Raw genomic sequence first — 26,471 nt, forward strand, 5'->3', positions numbered from 1 at the left:
CTTCGGGGCGCTCACCTGCCCCACAGTTTCAGACATGTCCGCATCCCCGACCGAGCCTTCCCAAGCGACAACGCCACCCACCGGCCTGGAGCCTGCCGCAGCGGCCCAGCGTCTGCGTGACGAGGGCCCCAACGAACTCGGTGTCAGCCAGCGGCGCACGCTGCGCGACATGGCCTGGGATGTGGTGCGTGAGCCCATGTTCCTGTTGCTGCTGGGCGCGGGCGTCATTTACCTGGCCATGGGCGATGCCCATGAGGCGATGATCCTGTTGGGTTTCGTGGTCGTCATCATGACGATCACGGTGCTGCAGGAGCGCCGCACCGACCAGGCCTTGAACGCATTGCGCGACCTGTCCAGCCCGCGGGCCCTGGTGGTCCGTGGCGGTGTGGCGCAGCGGGTGGCGGGCCGCGAGGTGGTGCGCGAAGACCTGCTCATGATTGCCGAAGGCGACCGCATACCGGCCGATGGCACCCTGCTGCAGGCCCATGAGCTGGCCACCGACGAATCCATGCTCACCGGCGAATCGGAATCGGTGGCCAAACAACCTGGCCAAGCCGTGTACGCCGGCACCCTGGTGGTCAGCGGGCAAGGGCTGCTTCAGGTCACCTCGACTGGCCAGCGAACCGAGCTGGGCCGCATCGGTCAATCGCTGGACACCATTGCCTTGCAGGCCTCGCCGCTGCGCGAAGAGATGGCCAGGCTGACGCGTCAGCTGGTGTTCATCGGCCTCGCGTTGTGCGCCTTGCTGGTGGGCCTGCTGGGCGTGTTGCGGGGCGATTGGCTGCAGGCCGTGTTGTCAGGCATCACCCTGGCCATGGGGCTGCTGCCGCAAGAGCTCCCGGTGATCATGATCGTGTTTCTGGCACTTGCCGCCCGGCGCATGGCCGCCCAGCAGGTGCTGACCCGGCGCCTGAATGCCATCGAGACGCTTGGCCAGACCACCGTGCTGTGTGTGGACAAGACCGGCACGCTGACGCAGAACCGCATGGCCGTGGCAGCCTTGTGTGCCGGCACCCAGACACTGAACACCCTGGACCCGATGGCAGAGGGCCCTGACGCGCTGCCCGAGGCCTTTCACGAGCTGTTGGAGTACGCGGTGCTGGCCAGCGAGATCGACCCGCACGATCCCATGGAGCAGGCCTTTCACCGCTTTGCAGGGGCCCATCTGGTGGGCACCGAGCACCTGCACCCCGAATGGCGCCTGGTGCGCGAGTACGAGCTGTCGCCTGGTTTGCTCGCCATGTCGCACCTGTGGCGTGATCAGAACGGCCCGGTTGACTGGGTGGCCTCCAAAGGCGCGCCGGAAGCCGTGGCCGATTTGTGCCACCTGCCTGAGGCTGAGCGTTCTGCGGTCAGCGCGCAAGCGGCGCAACTGGCCGACCAGGGCCTGCGGGTGCTGGGGGTGGCCAAGGCCCGGCACCGCAGTGCCCAGGACTGGCCGGCCGGCCAGCACGATTTCGAGTTTGTCTGGCTGGGCCTGGTCGGGCTGGCCGACCCGTTGCGACCTGAGGTGCCGGCCGCCATCGCGCAGTGCCGTCAGGCCGGTATCCGGGTGGTCATGATCACGGGAGACCACCCACGCACTGCCCGGGCCGTGGCGGCCCAGGCGGGCATGGCGCACGATCAGGTCATCACTGGCGACGAACTGGCCAGCCTGTCCCCCACTGACCTCGCGGGCCGCCTGGGCCAGGTCAGTGTGTTTGCACGCATCAGGCCCCAGCAAAAGCTGGCCTTGGTCGAGGCGCTCAAGGCCCAGGGCGAAGTGGTGGCCATGACCGGCGACGGCGTCAACGACGCACCCGCGCTCAAGGCGGCGCACATCGGCATCGCCATGGGGCAGCGTGGCACCGATGTGGCCCGCGAGGCGGCCTCTCTGGTGCTGCTGAACGACGACTTCTCAGCGATCGTGCAGGCCATTGCGCGTGGCCGGCTCACCTTTGCAAACCTGCGCCAGGCCATGGTCTACACCCTGGCCGTGCATGTCCCGATCATCGCTTTGGCCCTGCTGCCAGCTTTGTTCGGCCTGCCGCTGGTGCTGGCGCCCCTGCACATTGCTTTCCTGGAGTTGGTGATCGACCCGGCCTGCTCCATCGTGTTCGAGGCCGAGCCTGGGGCCACCGGTCTCATGGACCGGCCGCCGCGGCGCACCGACGAACCGCTGCTCAGCCCGCGCCACGTGTTGCTGAGTTTGTTGCAAGGGGGGGCGGTCAGTGGGGCGGTGGTGGGCGCCTATGCATGGCTGCTCAGCCAGGGCCACCCGGCGGGCCTGGCCAGCACGGTGGCCTTTGTGTTGCTGGTGGTGGCCAATGCCGTGTTGATCCTGCCCAGCCGCCAGGGCCGCGTGAACGGGCTGAGTTTGTTCAAGGGCCTCACACCGGTCAGCCTGTGGGTGCTGGGCGGCACGCTGCTGGCGCTGTGTGCCATCACCACCGTGCCCTGGTTGGCGGCCCCGTTCCACTTTGTGGCGCTGGCGCCCGGGCCCTGGCTGACGACGCTGGCGGCCGGGTTCAGCCTGATGCTGGTCTTTGTGGGCAGTCAGCGGCTGCTGGGCAAAAGGCCGGGTTGACAGCACTTGGCGGCCGGGTGGCCTGTGGGCCTGCGTCAAGCCATCAGGGTTGCGCCACACGCGCCCGTGCGGCGTGCAGCTTTTTGTAGCTGTCGAGCAGGCGCTTGTGGCGGTCCAGGCCATCGAGCTGCAGGCTGGTCGGCGTCAAGCCAAAGAAGCGAACCGTGCCGTCGACCGAGCCCGTCACGGCGTCCATGCGCGGGTCGCCGAACATGCGACGGAAGTTGACCATGTAGTCGTCGAGTTCCAGGTCTTCGTCCAGGACCACATCGAGCACCGCATTCAACGCTTGGTAGAACAAGCCCCGGTCAACCGTGTTGTCGTTGTACTGCAGGAAAGACTTCACCCCTTCGTGGGCTTCCTCCAACCTTTGCAAGGCCAACTGGATCAGCAATTTCAACTCGAGAACGGTGAGTTGCCCCCACACGGTGTTTTCGTCGAAATCAATCCCGATCAGGGTGGCAATGTCGCCATATTCGTCCAGCTCTTCGTTTTCCAGGCGATCCAGCAGGGCCTCCAGTTGATCGTCGGTCAATTGATGCAGATTCAGCAGGTCGTTGCGGAACAGCAAGGCCTTGTTGGTGTTGTCCCAGACCAGGTCTTCCACGGGATAGACCTCCGAATAACCCGGCACCAGAATTCGACACGCTGTGGCGCCCAATTCATCATGCACCGCCACATAGGTTTGCTTGCCCATTTTGTCGAGGATGCCGAATAAAGTGGCCGCTTCCTGCGCATTGGAATTTTCACCCTTGCTAGAAAAATCCCATTCGACAAATTCAAAGTCAGATTGCGCGCTGAAAAACCGCCAAGACACCACGCCGCTGGAATCAATGAAGTGCTCCACAAAATTATTGGGTTCAGTCACCGCATTGCTGATGAAGGTGGGTTGAGGCAAGTCATTGAGCCCTTCAATGCTGCGACCTTGCAGCAACTCTGTCAGGCTGCGCTCCAGTGCCACCTGCAGGCTAGGGTGTGAACCAAATGAGGCAAAAACGCCCCCCGTGCGAGGGTTCATCAAGGTGACGCACATCACGGGGTAACGCCCCCCGAGAGAGGCATCCTTCACCAGAATCGGAAACCCTTGTTCCTCCAGGGCTCGAATGCCCGCCAGAATGCCTGGGTATTTCTCCAGGACCTGCGCCGGCACATCGGGCAGGGCCATCTCGCCCTCGATGATTTCACGCTTCACCGCGCGCTCGAAAATCTCTGACAAGCATTGCACCTGCGCTTCGGCCAGCGTGTTGCCGGCACTCATCCCGTTGCTGGCATAGAGGTTTTCAATCAGATTGGACGGAAAGTACACCACCTTGCCATCCGACTGGCGCACATAGGGCAGTGAGCAGATGCCACGCGCGGCGTTGCCAGAGTTAGTGTCGACCAAATGCGAGGCACGCAACTCGCCGCTCGGGTTGTAGATGGCCAGGCAATGCTCATCCAGGATTTCAGGTGGTAATTTGTCTTTTTTACCGGGCTTGAACCAACGTTCATTCGGATAATGAACAAAGCTGGCTTCGGCAATGTCTGACCCCCAGAATGAGCCCGCATAAAAATGATTGCAGCTGAGCCGTTCAATGTATTCGCCCAGCGCTGATGCCAGGGCGCTTTCCTTGGTGGACCCCTTGCCGTTCGTGAAGCACATGGGTGAGTGCGCATCGCGAATATGCAGCGACCAGACATTCGGAATGATGTTGCGCCAAGAGGCAATTTCTATTTTGATGCCCAAGTTGGCCAGCAAGCCAGACATGTTGGCGATGGTTTGCTCCAGAGGCAGGTCTTTTCCGGGGATGTAGGTGGCAATATCAGAGGTTGAATTAACCGTCAGCAACGATTGCGCATCGGCATCCAGATTTTCTACTTCTTCGATTACAAACTCGGGGCCGGTCTGAACCACTTTTTTGACCGTGCAGCGCTCAATGGAGCGCAAAATACCCAGGCGATCCTTGGCCGTGATGTCCGGTGGCAACTCCACCTGAATCTTGAATATTTGCTGATACCTGTTTTCTGGATCGACAATATTATTTTGTGACAACCGGATGTTTTCGGTCGGTATGTTTCTGGTGTTGCAATACAGCTTGACAAAATACGCGGCACACAGGGCGGAGGATGCTAGAAAATAATCAAAAGGCCCTGGGGCCGACCCATCGCCCTTGTAGCGAATGGGCTGATCGGCGATCACCGTGAAGTCATCAAATTTGGCTTCAAGACGAAGCTTATCCAGAAAGTTGACTTTGATTTCCATGGGGAAAATGTCCAAAAATAATATTTGCAGGTTTCGCAGGCCGCATCTCAAATGCGAAAACTGCTGTCATGGTTGCAGGCGTCGCGCAGCAATCGGGGGTGAGATCGTTGGCATCTGATCACCCGATTGTCCATGCAGACATGGAACGCAGGTTGGAGCTTGAAAATAGGCCTTTGGGTATGACGAGGGCACCGGTTCAAAGGCCGGTGTGAAATGCTGCAGGCAGCGGGCCTGGTCAAACGCCCCCTGCTGCATCCCCGCCCAGTGAGCCATAGGGCGCGAACGGGCTCTCGTGCTCGTCCACCGCCAGGGCGCGGCCCACAAAGGGAAAGGCGCGCTGCGGGCAGTTATGTCGTTCGCAGACCTTGCAACCCATGCCGATGGGCGTGGCGGCCGCCGGGTCTTGCAGATCCAGGCCGCGCGCATAGACCAGGCGATGCGCGTGGCGCAAATCGCAGCCCAGTCCGACCGAGAAGGTGCGCCGCGGTGAGCCATATCCGGCCTCGCCGTGGGTGACCGCGTGTGCCACCCACAGGTAGCGGCGACCGTCGGGCATGCTGGACAGCTGTGCCAGGATCTGACCCGGGCGCGAGAAAGCCTCGTACACATTCCACAGCGGGCAGGTGCCACCGATGCGGCTGAAATGAAAGTGGGTGGCTGACTGGCGCTTGGAGATGTTGCCAGCCCGGTCCACCCGAACAAAGGAGAAGGGCACGCCCGGTGCGCCCAGGCGCTGCAAAGTGCTCAGTCGGTGGCAGACCGTCTCCAGGCCGACGCCGAAGAGCCGGCCCAGCAGCTCGATGTCGTAATGCAACGTCTCGGCCGCCTGCAAAAAACGTCCATAGGGCAGCAGCAGTGCGCCTGCGAAGTAGTTGGCCAGGCCCAGGCGGGCCAGTTGGCGCGCTGGCTCATGGCGGGTGAATGGGGTCACCTGGGTCAGGGCATCAAGCTCGGCGGGGAACTCAGTCAGCGCCAGCTGGGTGGCCATCTGGAAGGCTTTCTGGGCGGGATCCAGGCGGCCAGCCAATGTCAGTGTCGAGTGCCTGGCATCGAAGCGGCGCTTGCTGCCTTGCGGCCCCGGATCGTGCCGCACCAGGATGCCGTGCCCGGCCAGGCGCTGCGTCAGCCAGGCGAGCCGCGCGATTGGGTCATCCCCACTGTCGGCCTCTGCTGCCAGGCGCTCGGCTGCGCGGTCCAGACCGTCGAAGTGGTTCTGGTGGTTGAAGAAGAAATCCCGCACCAACTCGAAAGGTTGGTGGACGACAGGTTCATCCAGGCTTCGGTTGTCGCCCAGTTGCAGCGACAGGGCTTCCAACCGGCCCTGCAGTTCGTGCTGGCGCCGCCGCATGTCGATCACCGCTCGCGCCACCGCGGGCATCTGGGAGGCCAGCTCCTGGAACTCTGGCAGCGAGATGGGCTCCGGGGCTTCGGCCAGGGCTTCTTGCACCCCCGCCATCAGGCGGGCTTCTTCATCCTCAGAGAACTCCTGGATGTCGACACCCAGCGCCCGGTTCAGCTTGAGCAGCACCGAGACCGTGAAGGGGCGCTGGTTCTGCTCCAACTGATTGAGGTAGCTCGGCGACAGGCCCAGGGCCTGGGCCAGGCCGATCTGCGACAGCCCGCGCTCTGCGCGCAGTCGGCGCAGTTTCACGCCCATGAAGGTCTTTTTCATCCGCAGTGGCTTTCCTGAAAATTCGCAAAATTTGCTGATTTGCGAAATTCATTCGCAAATATTCGCCTTTTCAGGCCTGTTTGAACGGGTGCATTTTGCGTAAATTGCGAAGCATGACAAGCCCCCCTGGAACCGTCGAGCTCAGAGAACTGGTGTTGCCCGCCCTGGCCAATCACCACGGCACCCTGTTTGCAGGCCAGGGCCTCCAACTGCTGGCCAAAGCGGCCTTTCTGGCCGCGCGCAGCCTGGCGCAGCGTGAGGTCGTGATGGCCGGTGTCAGCGCTGTGGATTTCCACCACCCCGTGCCGGTCGGCCATCAGTTGCTTTTGCGGGCCTGGGTCAGTCGCGTTGGGCGCAGCTCGATGACGGTCTGCGTCACCGGCCTGGCCGATGCGCCCGGTGTGCCGCTGGACGAGGCCCTCAGGGGCGTGTTTGAGATGGTGGCGGTCGATGCCTCAGGCCGCCCCGCAGCGATGGATCGTTTTGATAACCAACAGGAGACCCCGCATGAGTACCGAGACCGTGCAAGCCCCGGCGCCAGCCACCTTCAAGCCGAAGAAATCGGTCGCCCTCTCGGGCACCGCTGCCGGCAACACCGCCCTGTGTACCGTGGGGCGCAGCGGCAACGATCTGCACTACCGGGGCTATGACATCCTGGACGTCGCCACCACCTGCGAGTTCGAAGAAGTGGCCCACCTGCTGGTGCACGGCAAGCTGCCCAACCAGGCCGAGTTGGCCGCCTACAAAGGCAAGCTCAAGTCCTTGCGCGGCTTGCCGGCGGCGGTCAAGACCGCGCTCGAGCAACTGCCCCCGTCCACCCACCCGATGGATGTGATGCGCACCGGCGTCTCGGTGCTGGGCTGCGTCAAGCCCGAGAAGGAAGACCACAACCACCCCGGCGCGCGTGACATTGCCGACAAGCTGATGGCCTCGCTGGGTTCGATGCTGCTGTACTGGTACCACTTTGCCTATAACGGCAAGCGCATCGAGGTGGAGACCGATGACGACTCGATTGGCGGCCATTTCCTGCACCTGCTGCATGGCGCGAAGCCGCGCGACAGCTGGGTGCGCGCCATGCACACCTCGCTCATCCTGTATGCCGAGCACGAGTTCAATGCCTCCACCTTCACCTCGCGCGTGGTGGCTGGTACCGGCTCTGACCTGTATTCGGCCATCTGCGGTGGCATCGGCGCCCTGCGCGGGCCCAAGCACGGTGGCGCCAACGAGGTGGCCTTCGAAATCCAGAAACGCTACGACAACCCCGATGAGGCCGAAGCCGACATCCGTGACCGCGTCGAACGCAAGGAGGTGGTGATCGGCTTCGGTCACCCGGTCTACACCGTCGGTGACCCGCGCAACGGGGTGATCAAGAAGGTGGCCCACGAGCTGTCGCTGGAGCAGCGCAACACCAAGATGTTCGACATCGCCGAGCGCCTGGAATCGGTCATGTGGGAGGCCAAGAAGATGTTCCCCAACCTCGACTGGTTCAGCGCTGTCAGTTACCACATGATGGGCGTGCCCACCGACATGTTCACGCCCCTGTTCGTGATCGCCCGCACCTCGGGCTGGTCGGCCCATGTGATCGAGCAGCGCATCGACGGCAAGATCATCCGCCCCAGTGCCCAGTATGTCGGCCCCGAAGATCAGGCGTTCGTGCCCCTGGATCAGCGCACCTGAGCCCATCCGCGCCACAATTCCTCTTCAGCAACCTGCCATGAATTCCTGTTTCAGATCCCCTTTGCCAGGCCTGGGCCTGAGCTACTTCGACGCCCGCGCCGCGGTCGATGCCCTGCAGCCTGGCGCGTGGGCGCGCCTGCCTTACACGGCTCGGGTGCATGCCGAAAACCTGGTTCGCCGGGCTGACCCGACCCAGCTCGACCGCTACCTGCGCCAATTGATCGAGCGCCAGCGCGAGATCGACTTTCCGTGGTTTCCGGTGCGCGTGGTATGCCACGACATCCTGGGCCAGACCGCCTTGGTGGACCTGGCCGGCCTGCGCGATGCCATCGCCAACGAGGGGGGCGACCCGGCCGCCGTGAACCCGGTGGTGCCGGTGCAATTGATCGTCGACCATTCGCTGGCCGTGGAGTGCGGCGGCTTTGACCCCAAGGCATTTGCCAAGAACCGGGCCATCGAAGACCGGCGCAACGAAGACCGCTTTCACTTCATCGAGTGGACCAAGAAGGCCTTTGCCAACGTGGATGTGATCCCGGCGGGCAACGGCATCATGCACCAGATCAACCTCGAGAAAATGTCGCCGGTGGTGTACGTGCAAGACGGTGTGGCCTTCCCCGACACCTGCGTCGGCACCGACAGCCACACCCCCCATGTGGACGCGTTGGGCGTGATCGCCGTGGGCGTGGGCGGGCTGGAGGCCGAGAACGTGATGCTGGGCCGCGCCTCATGGATGCGCCTGCCCGACATCGTGGGTGTGCGCTTGACGGGGCGCCGCCAGCCCGGTATCACCGCCACCGACATGGCGCTGGCCCTGACCGAGTTCCTGCGCGCGCAGAAGGTGGTGGGCGCCTATGTCGAGTTCTTTGGCGAAGGCGCCGACAGCCTGTCCATCGGTGACCGCGCCACCATCTCGAACATGTGCCCCGAGTACGGTGCCACGGCAGCGCTGTTCTACATCGATCAGCAGACGCTGGACTATTTGCGCCTGACCGACCGCAGCCCCGAGCAGCTTCAGCTGGTGGAGACCTATGCCAAGACGGCCGGCTTCTGGCACACCGATCTGGCCACGGCCGAGTACGAGCGGGTGCTGAGCTTTGACCTGGCCCGTGTGGTGCGCAACATGGCGGGCCCCAGCAACCCGCATCGGCGCCTGCCCACCACGGCGCTGGTAGAGCGTGGCATTGCCGGCCCCGACAAACTGGCCGCCGCCCGCGCCGAAGAAGCACAGGGCCTGCTGCCCGATGGCGCCGTCATCATTGCTGCCATCACCAGTTGCACCAACACCAGCAACCCGCGCAACGTGATCGCCGCCGCCTTGCTGGCCCGCAACGCACGCCGCCTGGGCCTGGCGCGCAAGCCCTGGGTCAAGTCCTCGCTGGCCCCGGGCTCCAAGGCCGTCGAGATGTACCTCAAAGAAGCCGGCCTGCTGGCCGATCTGGAGGCCCTGGGCTTTGGCATCGTGGCCTTTGCCTGCACCACCTGCAACGGCATGAGCGGGGCCCTAGCCCCGAAGATCCAGCAAGAAATCATCGATCGCGACCTGTACGCCACCGCCGTGCTGTCGGGCAACCGCAACTTTGATGGCCGCATCCACCCCTATGCCAAGCAGGCCTTTCTGGCCTCGCCGCCGCTGGTGGTCGCCTATGCCATTGCCGGCACCATCCGCTTCGACATTGAGAACGATGTGCTGGCCGTGGTGCAGGGCCGTGACATCCGCCTCAAGGACCTGTGGCCCAGCGATGAAGAGATCGATGCCATCGTGGCCCAGGCCGTCAAACCCGAGCAGTTTCGCGCGGTGTACGAGCCCATGTTCGCCCTGCGCCGCGACGACGGCGAAGCCGTGCGCCCGCAGTACGACTGGCGCCCGCAGTCCACCTACATCCGCCGTCCACCCTACTGGGACACCGAGGGCGTAGGCGCGCTGGCGGCCCACCCGCGCACCCTCAAGGGCATGCGCGTGCTGGCCTTGCTGCCCGACAACATCACCACCGACCACCTCTCGCCCTCCAACGCCATCTTGCCCGACAGCGCGGCCGGCGAGTACCTGGCCCGCATGGGCCTGCCTGAGGAAGACTTCAACTCTTATGCCACCCACCGGGGCGACCACCTGACCGCCCTGCGGGCCACCTTTGCCAACCCGCAACTGGTCAACGAGATGGCCGTGGTCAACGGCCAGGTGCAAAAGGGATCGCTGGCCCGCATCGAGCCCGAGGGGCAGGTGGTGCGCATGTGGGAGGCGATCGAGACCTACCTGAACCGACGCCAGCCCCTGATCATCATTGCGGGTGCCGACTACGGCCAGGGCTCCAGCCGCGACTGGGCTGCCAAGGGCGTGCGCCTGGCCGGGGTCGAGACCGTGGTGGCCGAGGGCTTCGAGCGCATCCACCGCACCAACCTGATCGGCATGGGCGTGCTGCCACTGGAGTTCCTGCCCGGCACCACCCGCCTGACGCTGGGCCTGGATGGCCGAGAAACCTACGCGGTGGCCGGTGAGTTGGCGCCGCGCGCGCCCCTGACCCTGGTGGTGACGCGCCGTGATGGCAGCCTGCTTCAGGTGCCGGTGCGCTCGCGCCTCGACACGGCCGAAGAGGTCTCGGTCTACCAGGCCGGCGGCGTGCTGCAACGTTTTGCCCAAGACTTTCTGGCCCAACTACAAGGAGCCGCGGCATGAGCCATGCACCCCAGATCAAGATCGCCGCCACCTACCTGCGTGGTGGCACCAGCAAGGGCGTGTTCTTTCGCCTGCAAGACCTGCCTGCGGCGGCCCAGGTACCGGGCACGCCCCGTGACCGCCTGCTGCAGCGCGTGATCGGCAGCCCTGACCCCTTCGCCAAGCAGATCGACGGCATGGGCGGCGCCACCTCGTCCACCTCTAAAACGGTGATCATCTCGCCCCCAACCCAACCCGGGCACGATGTGGACTACCTGTTCGGCCAGGTGGCCATCGACAGCGACTTTGTCGACTGGTCGGGCAACTGCGGCAACCTGTCGGCCGCCGTGGGGCCGTTTGCCATCGCCAACGGCTTCATCCCGGCCGACCGCATCCCCGACAACGGGGTGTGCACCGTGCGCATCTGGCAGGCCAACATCCGCAAGACCATCGTGGCCCATGTGCCCATCACCCATGGCCAGGTGCAGGAGACGGGCGACTTTGAACTGGACGGCGTGACCTTTCCGGCCGCCGAGGTGGCGATTGAGTTCCTCGACCCGGCCGACGAAGGCCAGGGTGACGACGGTGGCAGTGCCATGTTCCCCACCGGCCAGTGGGTGGACACGCTGGATGTGCCCGGCGTGGGCCGCTTTCAGGCCACCTTCATCAACGCCGGCATCCCCACCATCTTCCTCAACGCCGCCGAGCTGGGGTACACCGGCACCGAGCTGCAAGTGGCCATCAACGGCGACGCCGCCGCGCTGGCCCGCTTCGAGACGATCCGTGCCCACGGCGCCCTGCGCATGGGCCTGATCCGCGACCTGGGTGAGGCTGCCAAACGCCAGCACACGCCCAAGATTGCCTTTGTGGCCCCGCCGGCCAGCTACACCGCCAGCAGCGGCAAACCGGTGCAGGCCGGCGAGATCGATCTGCTGGTGCGCGCCCTGTCGATGGGCAAGCTGCACCACGCCATGATGGGCACGGCGGCAGTGGCCATCGGCACGGCGGCGGCCGTGCCAGGCACCCTGGTCAACCTGGCCGCGGGCGGCGGTCCGCGCGAGGCGGTGCGCTTTGGCCACCCCTCGGGCACCCTGCGCGTGGGGGCCCAGGCCGAGCTGCGCGACGGCCAGTGGCTGGTCACCAAGGCCTTGATGAGCCGCAGCGCCCGCGTGCTGATGGAAGGCTGGGTGCGTGTGCCCGGCGATGCCTTCTGAACGCGCGCCCCTTGATTCCAAACCTCACCGGATTCCAGTTCATGTCCCCACGTCAACAACTCAAACAACTCGTCGAAGCCCGCCGTGGCCTGATCGTGCCCGGCGCCTTCAATGCGCTGTCGGCCAAGGTCATCGAAGACCTGGGCTTTCAGGCCATCTATGTCACCGGCGCCGGGGTCACCAACATGTGGTTCGGCATGCCCGACCAGGGCTTCATGGGTCTGGCTGAGATCGCCGACCATACCGCGCGCATCCGCGATGCGGTGAGTGTGCCCCTGCTGGTCGATGCCGACACCGGCTTTGGCAACGCCCTCAATGTCTACCACACGGTACGAACCCTGGAGCGCGCCGGCGCCGACTGCATCCAGCTCGAAGACCAGGTGGCGCCCAAGCGCTGCGGGCACTTTTCAGGCAAGGAGGTCATCTCCACCGAAGAAGCGGTGAGCAAAATCAAGGCCGCCGTCGACGCTAGGCGTGACCCCAACCTGCTCATCATGGCCCGCACCGACGCCGCCGCCACCCACGGCTTTGAGGCCGCGGTGGAGCGCGCCCAGAAATTTGCCGAGGCCGGTGCCGACATTTTGTTTGTCGAGGCAGTGACCCAGGCCGAAGAGGTGCGCGCCTTGCCCCAGCGCCTGGCCAAGCCCCAGCTCATGAACATGGTGATCGGTGGCCGCACCCCCATCTTCAATGCCGAGCAATTGGGTGAACTGGGCTACGGCATCGTGCTGTATGCCAACGCGGCCCTGCAAGGCGCGGTGGCCGGCATGCAAAAGGCCTTGACGGTGCTGCGCGACGAGAAGGAGGTGCAGGAGTCCAGCGGCTTGGTCACGCCGTTTGCCGAGCGCCAACGTCTGGTGGGCAAGCCCGGCTGGGACGCCCTGGAGAAGCAGTACACCTGAGTGTCGGGCGGGTCCAAGCCAGGAGCACCATGCGGCGTTGCGCCTGAACAGGCGTATGACAAAGCCAAAGGGGCGTGTCCTGTGATGGGCACCCCTTTTCTCGCTCATGGTCCGGACGAATGGGAAATATCGGCCGGGGGCGGTCTGCTGGCCTTTGGGAGCGGGGGGGGCAGCTTTAGGCTGACAGCTGTCTGTTGCATCCAAGGGGTGATAGTCAGCTGATGTCGAAAGCGGCCAAACTGCGAAACTGTTTCGCACATGGCGAGCCAACGACCTAGGTGGCGATCAGTTATTCCGCGCTCAGTCGTGCTGCTACGCCCATTCTCCGTCGGCTCGGTTCAAGCCGCCCATAGCAGGCTGTCTAATTTGCCCGCGGGTACAGCTCGGCGTCTCCTTTACATCGGCCGCTTGTGCTCGTCCTCAAGGGGCAGTAGCTCCATAGCCGCAGTTGGACCGGCTGAGGGCGACTTGCACTCCCGCCGCAGCTCCTCCGCGTGCACTCCCAGACTCAGATAGATGAGGGCCTCACGCGCCAGCTGAAGCACATGCAGACTCCGCTGTTCTAACTGCACTCTTGAAATTGAGTATGCGAGCGTGTCCTTGAAAGGGTCAATCGCGGTTGATGCGGCGGACCACTCCGGTACTTTCAGCCAGTGCACCTTTATGTATTTATGCTCCAGGTGATGCCGCATCTGCGCGAGCTCCTCGGCTTCCGGCTCCGCAACCTCAGACAAGCTGTTTTCGAACAAATCCTTGCTGAGCCAATAGAGCCCACGCAGCGACCAGTTGCGCGAGGCCTCCAAGGACTGTCGAACTCGCGGATTCTTGTCGTTGCCTTCCAGCCAAATCTTCTTGAAATTGACCTGATTTTCCTTGATGCCAAGTACCAGGTAGTGATTTAGGAAGTAGGCGACCTTATCCAGCAGCGAGTAGGCAAGCCTGAACGCCGTCTTGAGCTTCTCTACCGCTAGACCGAATGCGGTGTAATCGAGGGTGTTGGTCAAGAGCACTTGGCTGTCCGAAAAGTGCGACTCACCTTCAACGAGCCCTTCGTAGAGAAGCCAACGCGCGGTGGCGAACTCCTGCTTGAGTTGGTTGTAGAAGCCGATCAAGACCGGCGGCTCTCCAACGGCAACCCTGAGGTCAGGCAATAGAAGAACGTCTTGCGCGGCAATCGAGTAGGGCCCCAGATCATTAAGTGGGTTCAAAAAGAGGGTTTCGTTCAAACACCACTCCCTATACGCGCGCTCCGCATCATCGCGTCCGAGGTCGAACTTCTCCTCCAAGTTCTCAAGAGCAGAGGCGACAGTGATGCTCTGTCCGACTAGGTCCATCTGTCTCTCGAGGTGCTTGTTCAATACCGACACGTCACCAAAGCTCGGATGCTTCTCCATGTGGGCCAGAGCCATCTTCATCTCCCTGTGGGCAAAGGCCGCAATCAGCGCCTTGTGCCCGTGGTCGTAAAGTGCGTCCGCGTAACCCAGTACAGCCCGAGCGCGGTTGCCACGAGCCATCCAGAAGCTTGAAAGCTCATGCAACGCCTTGGTGTACACGCGCTGGCCAGCGACCGGACGCCCAAGCGTATCGAGTTGATTACCAAGATTGGTCAGAACCTGGCACCGGTGGAAGTCCACCAGCCCGTCGCGACGCTCCGCTCGAAGGGCGCGTCGCAGGTGGTACACCAGCTTCGTCGCAGCCGGCTGGTCCCATTGCCACGCCGCCTCTACAGTCTGCTGTGAAGCCATTTGACGGAACGCCCATGCGTTTGCGCGGAAGTAGTCCAGCCGCGTTCGTTGCAGGGAATCCATCCGTAGTTCCAACTCGTCACACCATCGCAGGGCCGTGGCGACACCAAACAGGCTGCCGTCGTCACTTGCGAAGTCCACGAGCTGCGCAACCACGTCGAGTGCCGCTTCGGAGTCCAGGGAAGACAGGTTCTCGAGCGCAAGGATTTCCTCGAGTGAATTCATAGTGTCCCTCTCACATGAACGTCCCGTTGACCATTACTCGAATGCGGCGCAGCAGATGATTGGCCTGCGCGAAGTTGTCCAGTCGGCACATCGTGAAAGAGCCTTTGGTGTAAGAGTATGGGCGGCTCATCTTTTGGTCGATCATTAGTCTCCAACGATACCCGAACGTTTCAGCCGAGAATGTGAGGTACTCCAGTATGGGAATACCCTCGTGTCGCGACCACTGCCCGCATTCAACCTGCAGAAGATTAGGCCCCATGGGGGAGCTCAGTACCACGGCTTTGAGGAACTGTGCACTCAGCTCCTTTCTCTTGAGCCCAGGCCAACGAGCGCATCCTTCCATCGAAAGGGCGGCAGTGCCGACGGGGGCGTTGAGGCGTACGTCGAGTTTGATACCGGCGACCAGCATTGCCTACAGGCGAAGTTCTATAGTCAGTTCACTTCCGGCCTCGCCAGCAAGCTGACAGCCTCGCTTACCCAAGCACTCGACAACCATCCAAGGCTCGTTAAGTACATCGTCTGCCTGCCGTTCAACTTGCGTGACCCCGGGCTAGGCCCAACCAAAACGGAACTTGGCAGATGGCGAGTATGGAGGGATGAGGCGCAGGCTGAGGCGCGGAGGCGATCACGGGTGCTCGAGATCGAGCTTTGGGATGCGAGCGCTATCCACATGAAGCTTACGTCCAGCGACGGTCGCTACGCCGGAAGGTTGAGGTACTGGCTCGACCACGAGGTCTTCACCGAAAGTTGGTTCACCCTGCGCTGGCAGGAGAGCAAGGCAATCCTCGGGGAGCGCTACCTTCCTCAGTTCAATGTTGATACACCAGCTCGTCAACTCATCGAAGCGCTTGTGCGGAGCCCCGACTTTTTTGCCCACTTAGAAGCATTGTCAGAGCAGGCGCTCGACGTTGTAGCGAGCGTGCGCGGTTCGCTTGCGGGGGCAGTCAGAGCATTCCCGGCAGCAACCCCTCCTGCGATTGACTTTCTGGCTCCGGTCGTTGATTTATTTGGCGTGTTGAACCCTCGCGACATCGCCATCGAAGGCTTCTATGACGTAGAGGCGTGGCGAGATGCTGCGAAAGTGGCGCGCCAGTCCGTGAGCGACCTCCTACGTTGGTCTTGGGATGTAGCCAGCAAGCCGACCGACGACCACTGGCGCTGGCTGTCTCACTACACATACAAGCTCATTGACCTGCTGGATGACATCTCCCTGGAGGTAGCAAGTGAAAGGTGGGATGCAGCGAACAGGACGGCGCTCTTCTTGACCGGGCCAGGAGGCGCTGGAAAGTCGCATCTCCTTGGGGACGCAGTTCAGTCCATCTTGGAGGGCAAGCGACCCGCAGTGCTTGTACCGAGCAGCGTACTGGGCGCAAATTCGACAGGCTGGTTGAGCGTCGCTGAAAGGCTCGGTCGCGGGGCGCCGCTGAGTGTCGACGAGCTTTTGGGTGCGCTGGACGCGGCAGGGCAGGCTGCGGAAACACGAGCGCTTCTGGCGATTGATGCAATCAACGAAGGACCAGCTCGTCACTGGTGGCCTGAGCAACTGGCTGAGTTCCTCATCGAGGCGCAGCGCTATCCCTATGTGTCTGTCGTGCTTACCTGCCGGGACACCTTCGTTGATCGGATAGTGACGACTAGCGCTGCGAGCACTCTCGCGTCGAAATGGGCTCGCGGAGTTGTAAGGGGCTTCGAAGACTCCACTGGCGAACTGGCTCGGCGTTACCTCAAGATGCGCGGAGTTACTGGGTGGCTGGGGGTGCGACCGGGCCCGGAGTCGGCCAATCCCCTGTTCCTACGTACCTGCTGTGATGCCGTAATCGCAGCAGGAGGGCATGAGCTACCTCGAGGTCTTGAAGGCATCACTGCGATGTTCTCCTTTTACAAGGGGGAGGTGGCAAGCTCAGTGGGGCGCAGACTCGGGACGATACCTCGAATGCGGGTTGTCGAACGGTTCGTCGCCAGATTCGCGGAGCTTGTAGCGGCTTCCGCTGACAGATTCCTTCTCTATGAGGACGCATACAAGCTGGCCGAAGACACCTTTGCTAGTGGAGGCGTCGCGGACAAGAACCTTCTAGCGGCGCTAGAGGCCGAGGGATTACTTGCTGTCGAGCCCGGTGTCGGCGCCGACCCTAGTCTGGACTATGTTCGCTTCACGTTCGAGCGTATGAGCGACCACGAAATCGCCCGAGCAATCCTTCGTAAGCACTTCGAGCACTACGGGCTCGCTGACGCTTTTACCCCAGGCACGCCGTTGGGGGACACCCTAAGAAGCCCGGACTGGGGGCTAGGGAGCGTCATCCAGGCGCTGGCAATCCAGATTGCCGAAGAGCACGGCGTTGAGTTGGGAGACATCGTACCGGCACGGTACGCTCCAGGCATATGGGGCGGGCGCGAGAACTTTCTTGACACGGTGCACTGGCGCTCCGCGCGGAGCGTCACCCACAGAACGCTTCACTGGATTGAAGATGCTATCGACACAGACGGGTTGGCGGGCTTTTACATCGAATTCGGTCCGCAGATTGGCAATGCCTTCAACGCCGATTGGCTCCATCAGCGGCTGGCGGGCTTGACGATGGTTGAGCGCGATGTCGATTGGACAGTGACCGTCAATCGCCTTGGATTCGAGGAAGGGGGGGCCATTCAGACGGTTGTCGACTGGGCCTTGGCCAGCGGTCGGAGAATCGGTGACCCTGTGCGTGTCGAACTTCTCGGTACTACTTTGACCTGGCTGCTGACGGCGAGCCATCGGGAGGTTCGAGACAAGGCGACGAAGGCCCTCGCTTGCGTACTAGCCGGGAATTCGACGGCTTCGCTGAGGTTGCTCGAGAAGTTCCAGGCTGTCGACGATGGCTACCTTCATGAGCGACTATATGCGGCAGTCTATGGGGCGGCATTGCAGGCGAGTTGGCCTGCGGCTGAGTACGCACCAATCGTCGATTTTGTATTGAAGCGTTTCTTCGGACCTGACGCAACAACTCACGTGCTCACGCGGGACTATGCGAGAGGCATCGTCGAAGTTGCCGTGCGCATGGGTGCTATTACCGACAGCCAGGCGGCGGTCGCTCGACCACCGTACCAAAGCCGTTGGACTGTTGACCTCGTCCCGGAGGAGGCTCTCGCCGGTTTCGTGTGGCCTGTGGGCAGCGATATCAGCGATGGCGTCGTAAGTTCGTGTCTGCACGATGACTTTGAGCACTACACCATTCCAAGCAGAACTCAGAGGTTTGGTTGCTCACCTAGAGAGGCCCCGCGTGCCATTTCAAACTACCAGTTGGCGGCCCTCTGGCGCAAGCATTTCGACTCTTGGGCTGAAGGGGCGGCGCGAGAGGCGTTTGAGGCGCTTCTCAACGCCAGGCGCGAGGTAGTCGTCGCAGGCCGGAGCAACTGGGAGCGTCGGAGCAAGTTGGAAGACGCAGCCAAGTTGGTACTCGAGCGTTTCAAGACCGAGGTAGGAGTGCTGGTTGCTGAGAACTTCAGAGTCTGCACTTCCTCAGGCGACCTACTTGTGCCTGAAGCTGACTATGTCGATGGGCGCGCCCACTTCGACAGGTTGTGGGCGGCCAAGTGGGTAGCTAAACGCGCACACGACCTTGGTTGGTCTGCCAAAGAATTCGAAGGCGCCGAGCGAGCATTTCGACCCACACGAGATCGTATGGACCATCGAATCGAACGGCTGGGAAAGAAGTACCAGTGGCTTGCTTTGCACGAACTCGTTGGGCGCCTGTCAGACAATGCACAGCTTCTCACAGGTTGGTCGGAAGGTAAGTCTGAACCGTACCAGGGGCCATGGCAGGTGAGTGCCAGAGACATTGACCCGTCGATGTTGCGTAGGACTACCAAGGACGATGGCTGGAAAGCGTGGTCCCCTACATGGTGGTCGCCCAAGCAAGCGAAATTGCTTTGTCGTACACCACAGGAGGCCGTGCAGTGGCTTACCTCTGAAGTTGATGTCATCAATGACGAAAAGCTCATTGATCTCATCGACATTGATGGGCGACGTTGGCTGTCGCTGCACGGTGCGGGATCCTGGAGCCGCATGGGGAAGCGTCAACATCAGCAGGAGGTGACGCGCAAATCGTGGGTCCACCTACATTGCTTGATCGTCAGTCCGACCGACGAAGAGAAGCTAGTGGCCGCACTCACCAATAGCAAGGCCGAGCATCATCCAGACCTTCCTGATGGTGAAGGGTACTCGGAAGCATTCCTTGGGGAGTTCGGCTGGCATCCCTCCGTCAAGGTTCTAGACGAGTGGCACGCAGCCAGCGATTGGCAGCAAAGGCTCCCGCGGCTCCTGGTGCCGACCATGCGGTATTCCCACTCAAAGGGATACGACTACTCCACCGATGGGACCTGCAACTTTCGGATGCCAGGGGCTTGGCTCAGCGCAGGTCTGGGACTACGACTTTCAAACGGGGCCGACCTTACATGGACAGACGGAAAGCGAACGACGTTCTTTGATCCGGCGGTGACGCTGGATGGTCCGTCGGTAGCCTTAGTTGACAGGGATGCTTTCCTTGGGCTCGTGCAGCGCGAGGGATTGCGAGCGGTGTGGGTGCTCTACGGCGAGAAAGAGCTCTACGGCCCGGACTCTGGTGGAGATGCGTTTGGAGGCAGGCTTCATCATCTTGGTGTGTATCGACACGAAGGTGCTGATAACTGGAAGGTCGAAAAGCATCGCTGGCATCTGAAGCCAAGCGCTGGTCAGCTTGCGGCATTCATGAGGTGCTGCTGACCGATAGGAGGTGGATCGCTTCACGGTGGCGATCGAATGCGCAGCCTTTGAGTTCAGGTATCAGGGTCTAATGACTGTTTGGTGCTACAAAGCGTGATTACACCAATCGGTGGTCACCGACGACAACCGCTGCACAACTGTCGTTGAGGTTCGTTGCGCATATTCGGATCCCCCCTCAGTGCGCAGCCTTCGCCCCTCCCCCCCCGGGGGTCCCACACAGCCCAATCAGGTCAGCTCTGCCCGCAGTGCCTGGGCCGCCGCCACCATGTGCGTCAGCGCCGGGATCACCTCGGGCCATTGGCGGGTCTTCAGGCCGCAGTCGGGGTTGACCCACAGGCGCTCTGAGGGCACGCGTTCGGCGGCCTTCTTCATCAGATCGATCATGTGCTGCTCGCTCGGGATGTTGGGCGAGTGGATGTCGTACACGCCGGGGCCGATCTCGTTGGGGTAGCTGAAGTGATCAAAGGCATCGAGCAGTTCCATGTCTGAGCGCGAGGTCTCGATGGTGATCACGTCAGCATCCATGTCGGCGATGGAGGCAATGATGTCGTTGAACTCCGAATAGCACATGTGGGTGTGGATCTGGGTTTCGTCGCGCACTCCGTTGGCGCTGATGCGAAAGCTCTCCACCGCCCAGTCGAGGTAGCTCTGCCATTGGGCCCGGCGCAGCGGCAGGCCTTCGCGCAGGGCGGCCTCGTCGATCTGGATCACGCGCACGCCGGCCTTTTCCAGGTCCAGCACTTCGCTGCGGATGGCCAGGGCCAGTTGCCGGCACGACTGCGAGCGCGGTTGGTCGTCGCGCACAAAAGACCAGTTCAGGATCGTCACCGGGCCGGTCAGCATGCCCTTCATGGGTTTGGGGGTCAGCGACTGGGCATGGGTGGTCCACTCCACCGTCATGGGGTGCGGGCGGCTGATGTCGCCGAACAGGATCGGGGGCTTCACGCAGCGCGAGCCATAGGATTGCACCCAGCCGAACTGGCTGAAGGCATAGCCGTCAAGTTGCTCGCCAAAGTATTCGACCATGTCGTTTCGCTCGGCCTCGCCGTGCACCAGCACGTCCAAGCCCAGGGCCTCCTGCTCGCGTACCGCACGCTCAATCTCCTGGCGCATGGCGGCTTGGTAGGCCGGCAGGTCCAGCCGTCCAGCCTTGAATTCGCTGCGTGCCTGGCGGATCTCGGCCGTCTGCGGGAACGAGCCAATGGTGGTGGTCGGAAACTTGGGCAGCTTCAGCAGCGCAGCCTGTTTGGGGGCGCGGTTGGCATAGGTGCTTTCACGGCGACCCAGGTCTTGGGTGATGCGGGCCACGGCCAGTTTGACGGTGGGGTTGTTGACGCGTGGCGAGGCGCGGCGGGCCGCCAGGGCGGCCTGGTTGGCGTCCAGGGCCTCGCGCACCGCCTCGCGGCCCTCGTTCAAGGCCTGGGCCAGCACCTGCAGCTCGACCAGCTTCTGGCGCGCAAAGGCCAGCCAGGACAGGATCTCGGCATCCAGCTTTTGTTCACTGGCCAAATCCACCGGCACGTGCAGCAGCGAGCATGAGGGTGCGATCCACAGGCGCTGACCCAGTTGCTGAGCCAGGGGCTCCAGCCAGTCCAGGGTGGTATGGAGGTCGGTTTTCCAGATGTTGCGGCCATTGATCACGCCCAGCGACAGCACCTTGTGCGCGGGCAGCAGGTTGATCAAGGGTTGGACGCCTTCGCGGTCGTTGATGGCGTCCACATGCAGGCCGGCCACCGGCAGGTTGGCTGCGAGGTAGGCGTTTTCTTGCAACTGGCCGAAGTAGGTGGCCAGCAGCAGCTTGACCTTGGCCGCCTTGAGGTGGTGGTAGGCGGTGTTGAAGGCATGTTGCCAATCGGCATCCAGCTCGGTCGCCAGAATGGGTTCGTCGATCTGCACCCATTCCACGCCCTGGGCGGCCAGGGCGTCGAGCAGCTCGGCATACACCGGCAGCAGGCGCTCCAGCAGGCTCAGTCGATCCGAGCCGTCCTTGCTCTTGCCGATGGCCAGGTAGGTGATCGGGCCGATCAGCACGGGCTTGGCCTTCACGCCCTGGGCCTGGGCCTCGGCCAGTTGCGCCAGCAGGCGGCTGCCATCGAGCTTGAACGCGGTGGCCGCCGTGAACTCGGGCACGATGTAGTGGTAGTTGGTGTCGAACCACTTGGTCATTTCGCCGGCCGCGACACCGCCACCACAGCCACTACCGCAGCCCGCATGGGCCTCGGCCGTCTGTGCCGAGCGGCCGCGGGCCACGCGGAAGCAGTTGTCCAGCGCGTCGCCCTGAAAGCCGCGCACCCGCTCGGGCAGATTGCCCAGGGTGAAGCTCAGGTCCAGCACCTGGTCATAGAACGAAAAGTCGCCCACGGGGGCCAGGTCCAGGGGGGCCTGATCGGCCCAGTTCTGCTGTCGGAGGGCGGCCCCCAAGGCCTTCAGATCGTTCAGTGTGGATTGACCCTTCCAGTACGCCTCCAGGCCGAACTTGAGTTCGCGTTGGGCGCCGATGCGGGGAAAGCCGAGGTTGTGTGTGCGGACCATGCTGTCTTCTTCAATGTCATCAAGGTTGGAGATGACGCAAGGTTAGAGACGACATGCGATGACGTAAAATGATCTTATTTCAGAGTTCGATAAATTTTGCTCATGGATCGGCATGATTGAACGCATTCACCTGGCCATCATCCAGGCCGTGGATCGGCAGGGTTCGATGACGGCCGCAGCCTCGACCCTGTGCCTGACGCAGCCCGCGCTGAGCCACGCCATGAAAAAGCTGGAGCAGTTGATGGGCACCGACATCTGGTTGCGCGAAGGCCGCAGCCTGCGCCTGACCCAGGCTGGCGAGTACTTGCTGGCAGTGGCCAACCGGGTGCTGCCCCAGTTGGATCTGGCCGAGGCCCGCATGAAGCAGTTTGCCCAGGGTGAGCGCGGCACGCTGCGCATTGGCATGGAGTGCCACCCCTGCTACCAATGGCTGTTGAAGATCGTGGCGCCCTACCTGGCGGCCTGGCCCGATGTCGAAGTGGACGTGAAGCAGAAGTTCCAGTTCGGGGGCATCGGTGCGCTGTTTGGCTACGAGATCGACCTGCTGGTCACGCCCGACCCGGTGTTCAAGCCGGGCCTGCATTTCGAGCCGGTGTTTGACTATGAACAGGTGCTGGTGGTGGGCCGGGGCCATCGGCTGGCTGACCACCTCTTTGTCGAGCCAGCTGAACTGGCGTCTGAAGTGCTGTTGAGCTACCCCGTATCGCCCGAAAGGCTCGACATCTACCAGCAGTTTCTGGTGCCTGCGGGCGTGCTGCCCCGGCGCCACAAGCCGATCGAGAACACCGACATCATGCTGCAGATGGTGGCCAGCGGGCGGGGCGTGGCCGCGTTGCCACGCTGGCTGGTGCAAGAGTACGCGGCCCGCTTGCCGATCCAGCCGGTGCGCCTGGGTGAGCAAGGCATTGCCAAGCAGATCTACCTGGGCGCCCGCGAGGCCGATGTGCAGGTGGACTACCTGCAGGCCTTTGTGGCGCTGGCACGCAGCAGCGATGTGCGGGGGGGCACCGCGAAGGCCCCGGCGACCTGAAACGGCCCCCGGGCCGCTGCCTCAGGTCACAGCACCCGCTGCGAACGCCGCCACACCCCCAGGCGGGCGGCATCCTGGATCAACTGCTCCCGAAAATCCGGGTGTGCGATGTTGATCAGGGCTTCGGCCCGCTGCCAGGTCGATTTGGCCTTCAACTGGGCGCAGCCGAACTCGGTCACCACGTAATGCACCAGCGAGCGCGGGCAGGTGACGATGGAGCCTGGCGACAGCGTGGGCACGATGCGCGAGGCCAGCGTGCCATCTTTTTGCCGGTAGGTGGAGTTGAGGCAGATCAGGCCCTTGCCGCCTTCCGATTTGTAGGCGCCCAGGATGAAGTCCAACTGCCCACCGGTGCCCGAGATCTGTCGGGTGCCGGTGGACTCGCTGGACACCTGGGTGAACAGGTCAATCTCGATGGCGTTGTTGATCGCCACCACCTTGGGGTTGCGGCCGATCACGCAGGGGTCGTTGGTGTACGACGCGGGGTAGATGGCGGCGGCCGGGTTGTTGTGCAGAAAGTCGTAGAGCTTTTGCGAACCCATGGCAAAGGTGTAGACCATCTTGCCGCGGTCCAGCGCTTTGCGTTGGCCGGTGATGCGGCCGGCCTCGTACATGTCCACATACGAGTCGGCCAGCATCTCGGTGTGCACCCCGAGGTCTTTCAGGTCGCTTTGTGCGATCAGCGCGCCCACGATGTTGGGCAAGGCACCGATGCCCAGTTGAATCGTGGCGCCGTCTTCCAGCAAGCCCATGACGTAGCCGGCGATGGTGGTGTCCGCCGCACCGGCCTGGGTGGCCGGCAGTTGCAGAAGGGGGCTGTTGGGGCCCTCGATCACGCCATTCACCTGGCTCAGGTGGATGCCCTCATCGAGCCCGCCCAGACAGCGCGGTGCGCGGGTGTTCACCTCCACCAGCACCTTGCCGGCCTTGCGCAGGTAGGCGGGCGTGAGCGAGCAACTGGTTGAGAGGTTGAAGAAGCCATGGGCATCCATGGGCGTGACCTGCACCACCGCGACCTCGGGCTCTTCGTACAGCATCACGTTCTGCGGGCCCTGGTGGTAGCACAGGGGGATGTAGCTGGCCAGGCCTTTTTCAGCGGCCTGGCGTGCCAGGCCCGAGAAATGCCAGTCGTTCCAGACGAAGGCCTCGCGTTGGGGGTCGGCTTCAACGCACTTCAGAGGTTTGGCGCGGGTGGTGGTGATCAGGTTCACGTCACGCAGCACGCCGGCGCGCAGGGCCAGGGCCGCGTCAAAGGCCTCCACGCTCTGGGCAAATTCGCCCAGAAACACGGTGTCACCCGATTGCACCAGGGCCGCGGCGGCGTCAGCGCTCAGTCGTTTTTGCCGGTAGAGCGCCTGCAGGTCTTGTGTCATGTTGGCAGATCCGAGGCAGGTCAGAACAAATCGGCGGGCATGGCCTGGGTGTTGCCCCCGGCTTGCACGATGGCGCTGGCCAGGGCATCGGCCAGGGGCAACAGTGACTGGGCATAGAACACCGCGGTGTGCACCTTGGCACCGTAGAAGGCGGGGTCTTCGTTGCGCTTTTCCAGGGCCACCATCAAGGCACGGGCCATCTGCCAGCCGCACAACACGTAGCCGGCCAGCTTGAGGTAGCTCACCGCGCCGGCGTACACCGACTTGGGGTCGGTCTTGCCATGGGCCAGCACGTGCGCCACGACAGCTTCCAGCGCCTGCCGTGCCGGGGTCAGGGCCGCGCGCATCAGCGCGCATTCGGGCTCGCCATGCACGGCCAGGTCTTCTTCGGTGCTGGCCACCAGGGCGCACAGGTGCTGCGCCATGGCGCCGCCATCGCGCAAAGTCTTACGCCCCACCAGGTCATTGGCCTGGATGGCGGTGGTGCCCTCGTAGATGCTCAGGATGCGGGCGTCGCGGTAGTGCTGCGCCGCGCCGGTTTCTTCGATGAAACCCATGCCGCCGTGCACCTGTACGCCCAGGCTGGTCACGTCGATGGCCAACTCGGTGCTGAAGCCTTTGACCACCGGCACCAGGTAGTCGTACAGCGCCTGGTACCGGGCACGCCGCTGCGCATCGGGGGCGTGGTGGGCCTGGTCGCTGGCGGCGGCCGTCACATAGGCCAGGGCGCGTTCACCCTCGGTCAGCGCACGCATGGTCAAGAGCATGCGCTTCACATCGGGGTGCTCGATGATGGCCACGGGCCCGGCAGAGCCTGCCAGGTCACGGCTTTGCACGCGTTGGCGAGCAAAGGCCACCGCTTGCTGGTAGGCCCGGTCGGACACCGCGATGCCCTGCATGCCCACGGCAAAGCGGGCCGCGTTCATCATGATGAACATGTACTCCAAGCCCCGGTTTTCTTCGCCCACCAGGTGGCCCACCGCGCCGCCATGCTCACCAAACTGCAGCACGGCCGTGGGTGAGGCCTTGATGCCCAGCTTGTGTTCGATGCTGATGCAGTGGGCGTCGTTGCGCGCGCCCAGGCTGCCGTCCGCCTGCACCAGGTATTTGGGCACCACGAACAGGCTGATGCCCTTCACGCCTTCGGGCGCTCCCGGCACCCGGGCCAGCACCAGGTGCACGATGTTCTCGGCCATGTCGTGCTCACCGTAGGTGATGAAGATCTTGGTGCCAAACACGCGGTAGCTTCCATCGTCCTGACGCTCGGCCCGGGTGCGCACGGCGGCCAGATCCGAGCCGGCCTGGGGTTCGGTCAGGTTCATGGTGCCGGTCCACTGGCCCGAGATCATCTTCTCCAGGTAGATGCGTTTGAGCTCGTCGCTGCCCGCCGTCAGCAGGGCTTCGATGGCACCATCGGTCAGCATGGGGCACAGCGCAAACGACAGGTTGGCCGCATGCAGCATTTCCATGCAGCCCGTGGCGATCAGCTTGGGCAAGCCTTGGCCACCGTGCTCGACGGGATGCACCACCCCTTGCCAGCCGCCGGCCGCGAATTGTTCGAAGGCCTGCTTGAAGCCCGGCGTGGTGCTGACCTCGCCATCCTTCCAGGCCGACGGGTTCTTGTCGCCGGGCGCGTTCAGAGGTGCGACCACGCCTTCACAGAACTTGGCAGATTCCTCCAGCACGGCTTCGGCGGTGTCCCGGCCGTGGTCTTCAAAGCCGGGCAGGGCGGCGATGCCATCAAGGCCGGCCAGGTAGTCCATCACGAACAGCATGTCCTTGAGGGGGGCTTGGTATGTCATGTCTCTCTCCAGAGTGTCTTGGGGTGTCGGGGGCGCCTGAGGCCGGGGGCCTCAGGTCAAGGCTCACAGGGGGGCGTTCAAAGCTGGCTGATCAACTCAGGCACAGCCG

Annotated in this window: 13 protein-coding genes and 1 pseudogene; 8 read left to right on the top strand and 6 right to left on the bottom strand. The window is 63.1% G+C overall.

Going from position 1 to position 26,471, the window contains the following annotated elements; translation table 11 throughout:
- Positions 1–34: 34 nt before the first annotated feature.
- A complete protein-coding gene (locus AC07VS_RS27860; RefSeq protein ID WP_494752586.1) occupies positions 35–2,566 on the top strand; it encodes a cation-translocating P-type ATPase in 2,532 nt (843 codons plus the stop codon).
- Positions 2,567–2,609: 43 nt separating this feature from the next.
- Here the strand turns inward: AC07VS_RS27860 and AC07VS_RS27865 are convergent, their stop codons facing one another.
- Together AC07VS_RS27865 and AC07VS_RS27870 are read right to left on the bottom strand one after the other, a co-directional pair.
- Positions 2,610–4,808 (bottom strand): OsmC domain/YcaO domain-containing protein, encoded by a 2,199-nt coding sequence (locus AC07VS_RS27865; protein ID WP_494752587.1) that lies wholly within the window; start codon positions 4,806–4,808, stop codon positions 2,610–2,612.
- A gap of 235 nt (positions 4,809–5,043) precedes the next feature.
- Positions 5,044–6,480 carry a short-chain fatty acyl-CoA regulator family protein gene (locus AC07VS_RS27870; RefSeq protein ID WP_494752588.1) on the bottom strand — a complete coding sequence of 479 codons (1,437 nt, stop codon included), beginning with the start codon at positions 6,478–6,480 and terminating at the stop codon, positions 5,044–5,046.
- Between the two features lie 113 nt (positions 6,481–6,593).
- Here AC07VS_RS27870 and AC07VS_RS27875 point away from each other — a divergent pair.
- The 5 genes and pseudogenes from AC07VS_RS27875 to AC07VS_RS27895 form a co-directional block, all read left to right on the top strand.
- Positions 6,594–6,983 (top strand): annotated as a pseudogene (locus AC07VS_RS27875) (acyl-CoA thioesterase); the annotation flags it as partial.
- A 4-nt stretch (positions 6,984–6,987) separates the two neighbouring features.
- On the top strand, positions 6,988–8,157 hold the full coding sequence (prpC, locus tag AC07VS_RS27880; RefSeq protein WP_494658509.1) for a bifunctional 2-methylcitrate synthase/citrate synthase: 1,170 nt from the start codon (positions 6,988–6,990) through the stop codon (positions 8,155–8,157).
- Between the two features lie 37 nt (positions 8,158–8,194).
- A complete protein-coding gene (gene acnD, locus AC07VS_RS27885; RefSeq protein WP_494752589.1) occupies positions 8,195–10,828 on the top strand; it encodes a Fe/S-dependent 2-methylisocitrate dehydratase AcnD in 2,634 nt (877 codons plus the stop codon).
- Positions 10,825–12,021 carry a 2-methylaconitate cis-trans isomerase PrpF gene (gene prpF, locus AC07VS_RS27890; RefSeq protein WP_494752590.1) on the top strand — a complete coding sequence of 399 codons (1,197 nt, stop codon included), beginning with the start codon at positions 10,825–10,827 and terminating at the stop codon, positions 12,019–12,021. The genes acnD and prpF overlap by 4 nt, the downstream gene beginning before the upstream one ends.
- 41 nt (positions 12,022–12,062) lie before the next feature.
- Positions 12,063–12,923, top strand: coding sequence for an isocitrate lyase/PEP mutase family protein (locus tag AC07VS_RS27895; protein WP_494752591.1), 861 nt, complete (start codon positions 12,063–12,065; stop codon positions 12,921–12,923).
- A 395-nt stretch (positions 12,924–13,318) separates the two neighbouring features.
- Here the strand turns inward: AC07VS_RS27895 and AC07VS_RS27900 are convergent, their stop codons facing one another.
- Complete coding sequence (locus AC07VS_RS27900; protein ID WP_494752592.1) at positions 13,319–14,893, bottom strand: LA2681 family HEPN domain-containing protein; 1,575 nt, start codon at positions 14,891–14,893, stop codon at positions 13,319–13,321.
- Positions 14,894–15,524: 631 nt separating this feature from the next.
- Between AC07VS_RS27900 and AC07VS_RS27905 the strand changes: the two genes are divergently transcribed.
- Positions 15,525–19,625 carry an NACHT domain-containing protein gene (locus tag AC07VS_RS27905; RefSeq protein ID WP_494752593.1) on the top strand — a complete coding sequence of 1,367 codons (4,101 nt, stop codon included), beginning with the start codon at positions 15,525–15,527 and terminating at the stop codon, positions 19,623–19,625.
- Positions 19,626–19,850: 225 nt separating this feature from the next.
- Here AC07VS_RS27905 and metE read toward each other — a convergent pair whose 3' ends face one another.
- On the bottom strand, positions 19,851–22,157 hold the full coding sequence (gene metE, locus AC07VS_RS27910) for a 5-methyltetrahydropteroyltriglutamate--homocysteine S-methyltransferase (protein WP_494752594.1): 2,307 nt from the start codon (positions 22,155–22,157) through the stop codon (positions 19,851–19,853).
- Positions 22,158–22,269: 112 nt separating this feature from the next.
- Between metE and AC07VS_RS27915 the strand changes: the two genes are divergently transcribed.
- Positions 22,270–23,187 (top strand): LysR family transcriptional regulator, encoded by a 918-nt coding sequence (locus tag AC07VS_RS27915; RefSeq protein WP_494752595.1) that lies wholly within the window; start codon positions 22,270–22,272, stop codon positions 23,185–23,187.
- 26 nt (positions 23,188–23,213) lie between these two features.
- Here the strand turns inward: AC07VS_RS27915 and AC07VS_RS27920 are convergent, their stop codons facing one another.
- Together AC07VS_RS27920 and AC07VS_RS27925 are read right to left on the bottom strand one after the other, a co-directional pair.
- Positions 23,214–24,560 carry an acetyl-CoA hydrolase/transferase family protein gene (locus AC07VS_RS27920; RefSeq protein WP_494752596.1) on the bottom strand — a complete coding sequence of 449 codons (1,347 nt, stop codon included), beginning with the start codon at positions 24,558–24,560 and terminating at the stop codon, positions 23,214–23,216.
- 20 nt (positions 24,561–24,580) lie between these two features.
- Positions 24,581–26,362 (bottom strand): acyl-CoA dehydrogenase, encoded by a 1,782-nt coding sequence (locus tag AC07VS_RS27925; RefSeq protein WP_494752597.1) that lies wholly within the window; start codon positions 26,360–26,362, stop codon positions 24,581–24,583.
- Between the last annotated feature and the right edge of the window lie 109 nt (positions 26,363–26,471).

The organism is Curvibacter sp. GW821-FHT01G03 (assembly GCF_059422285.1).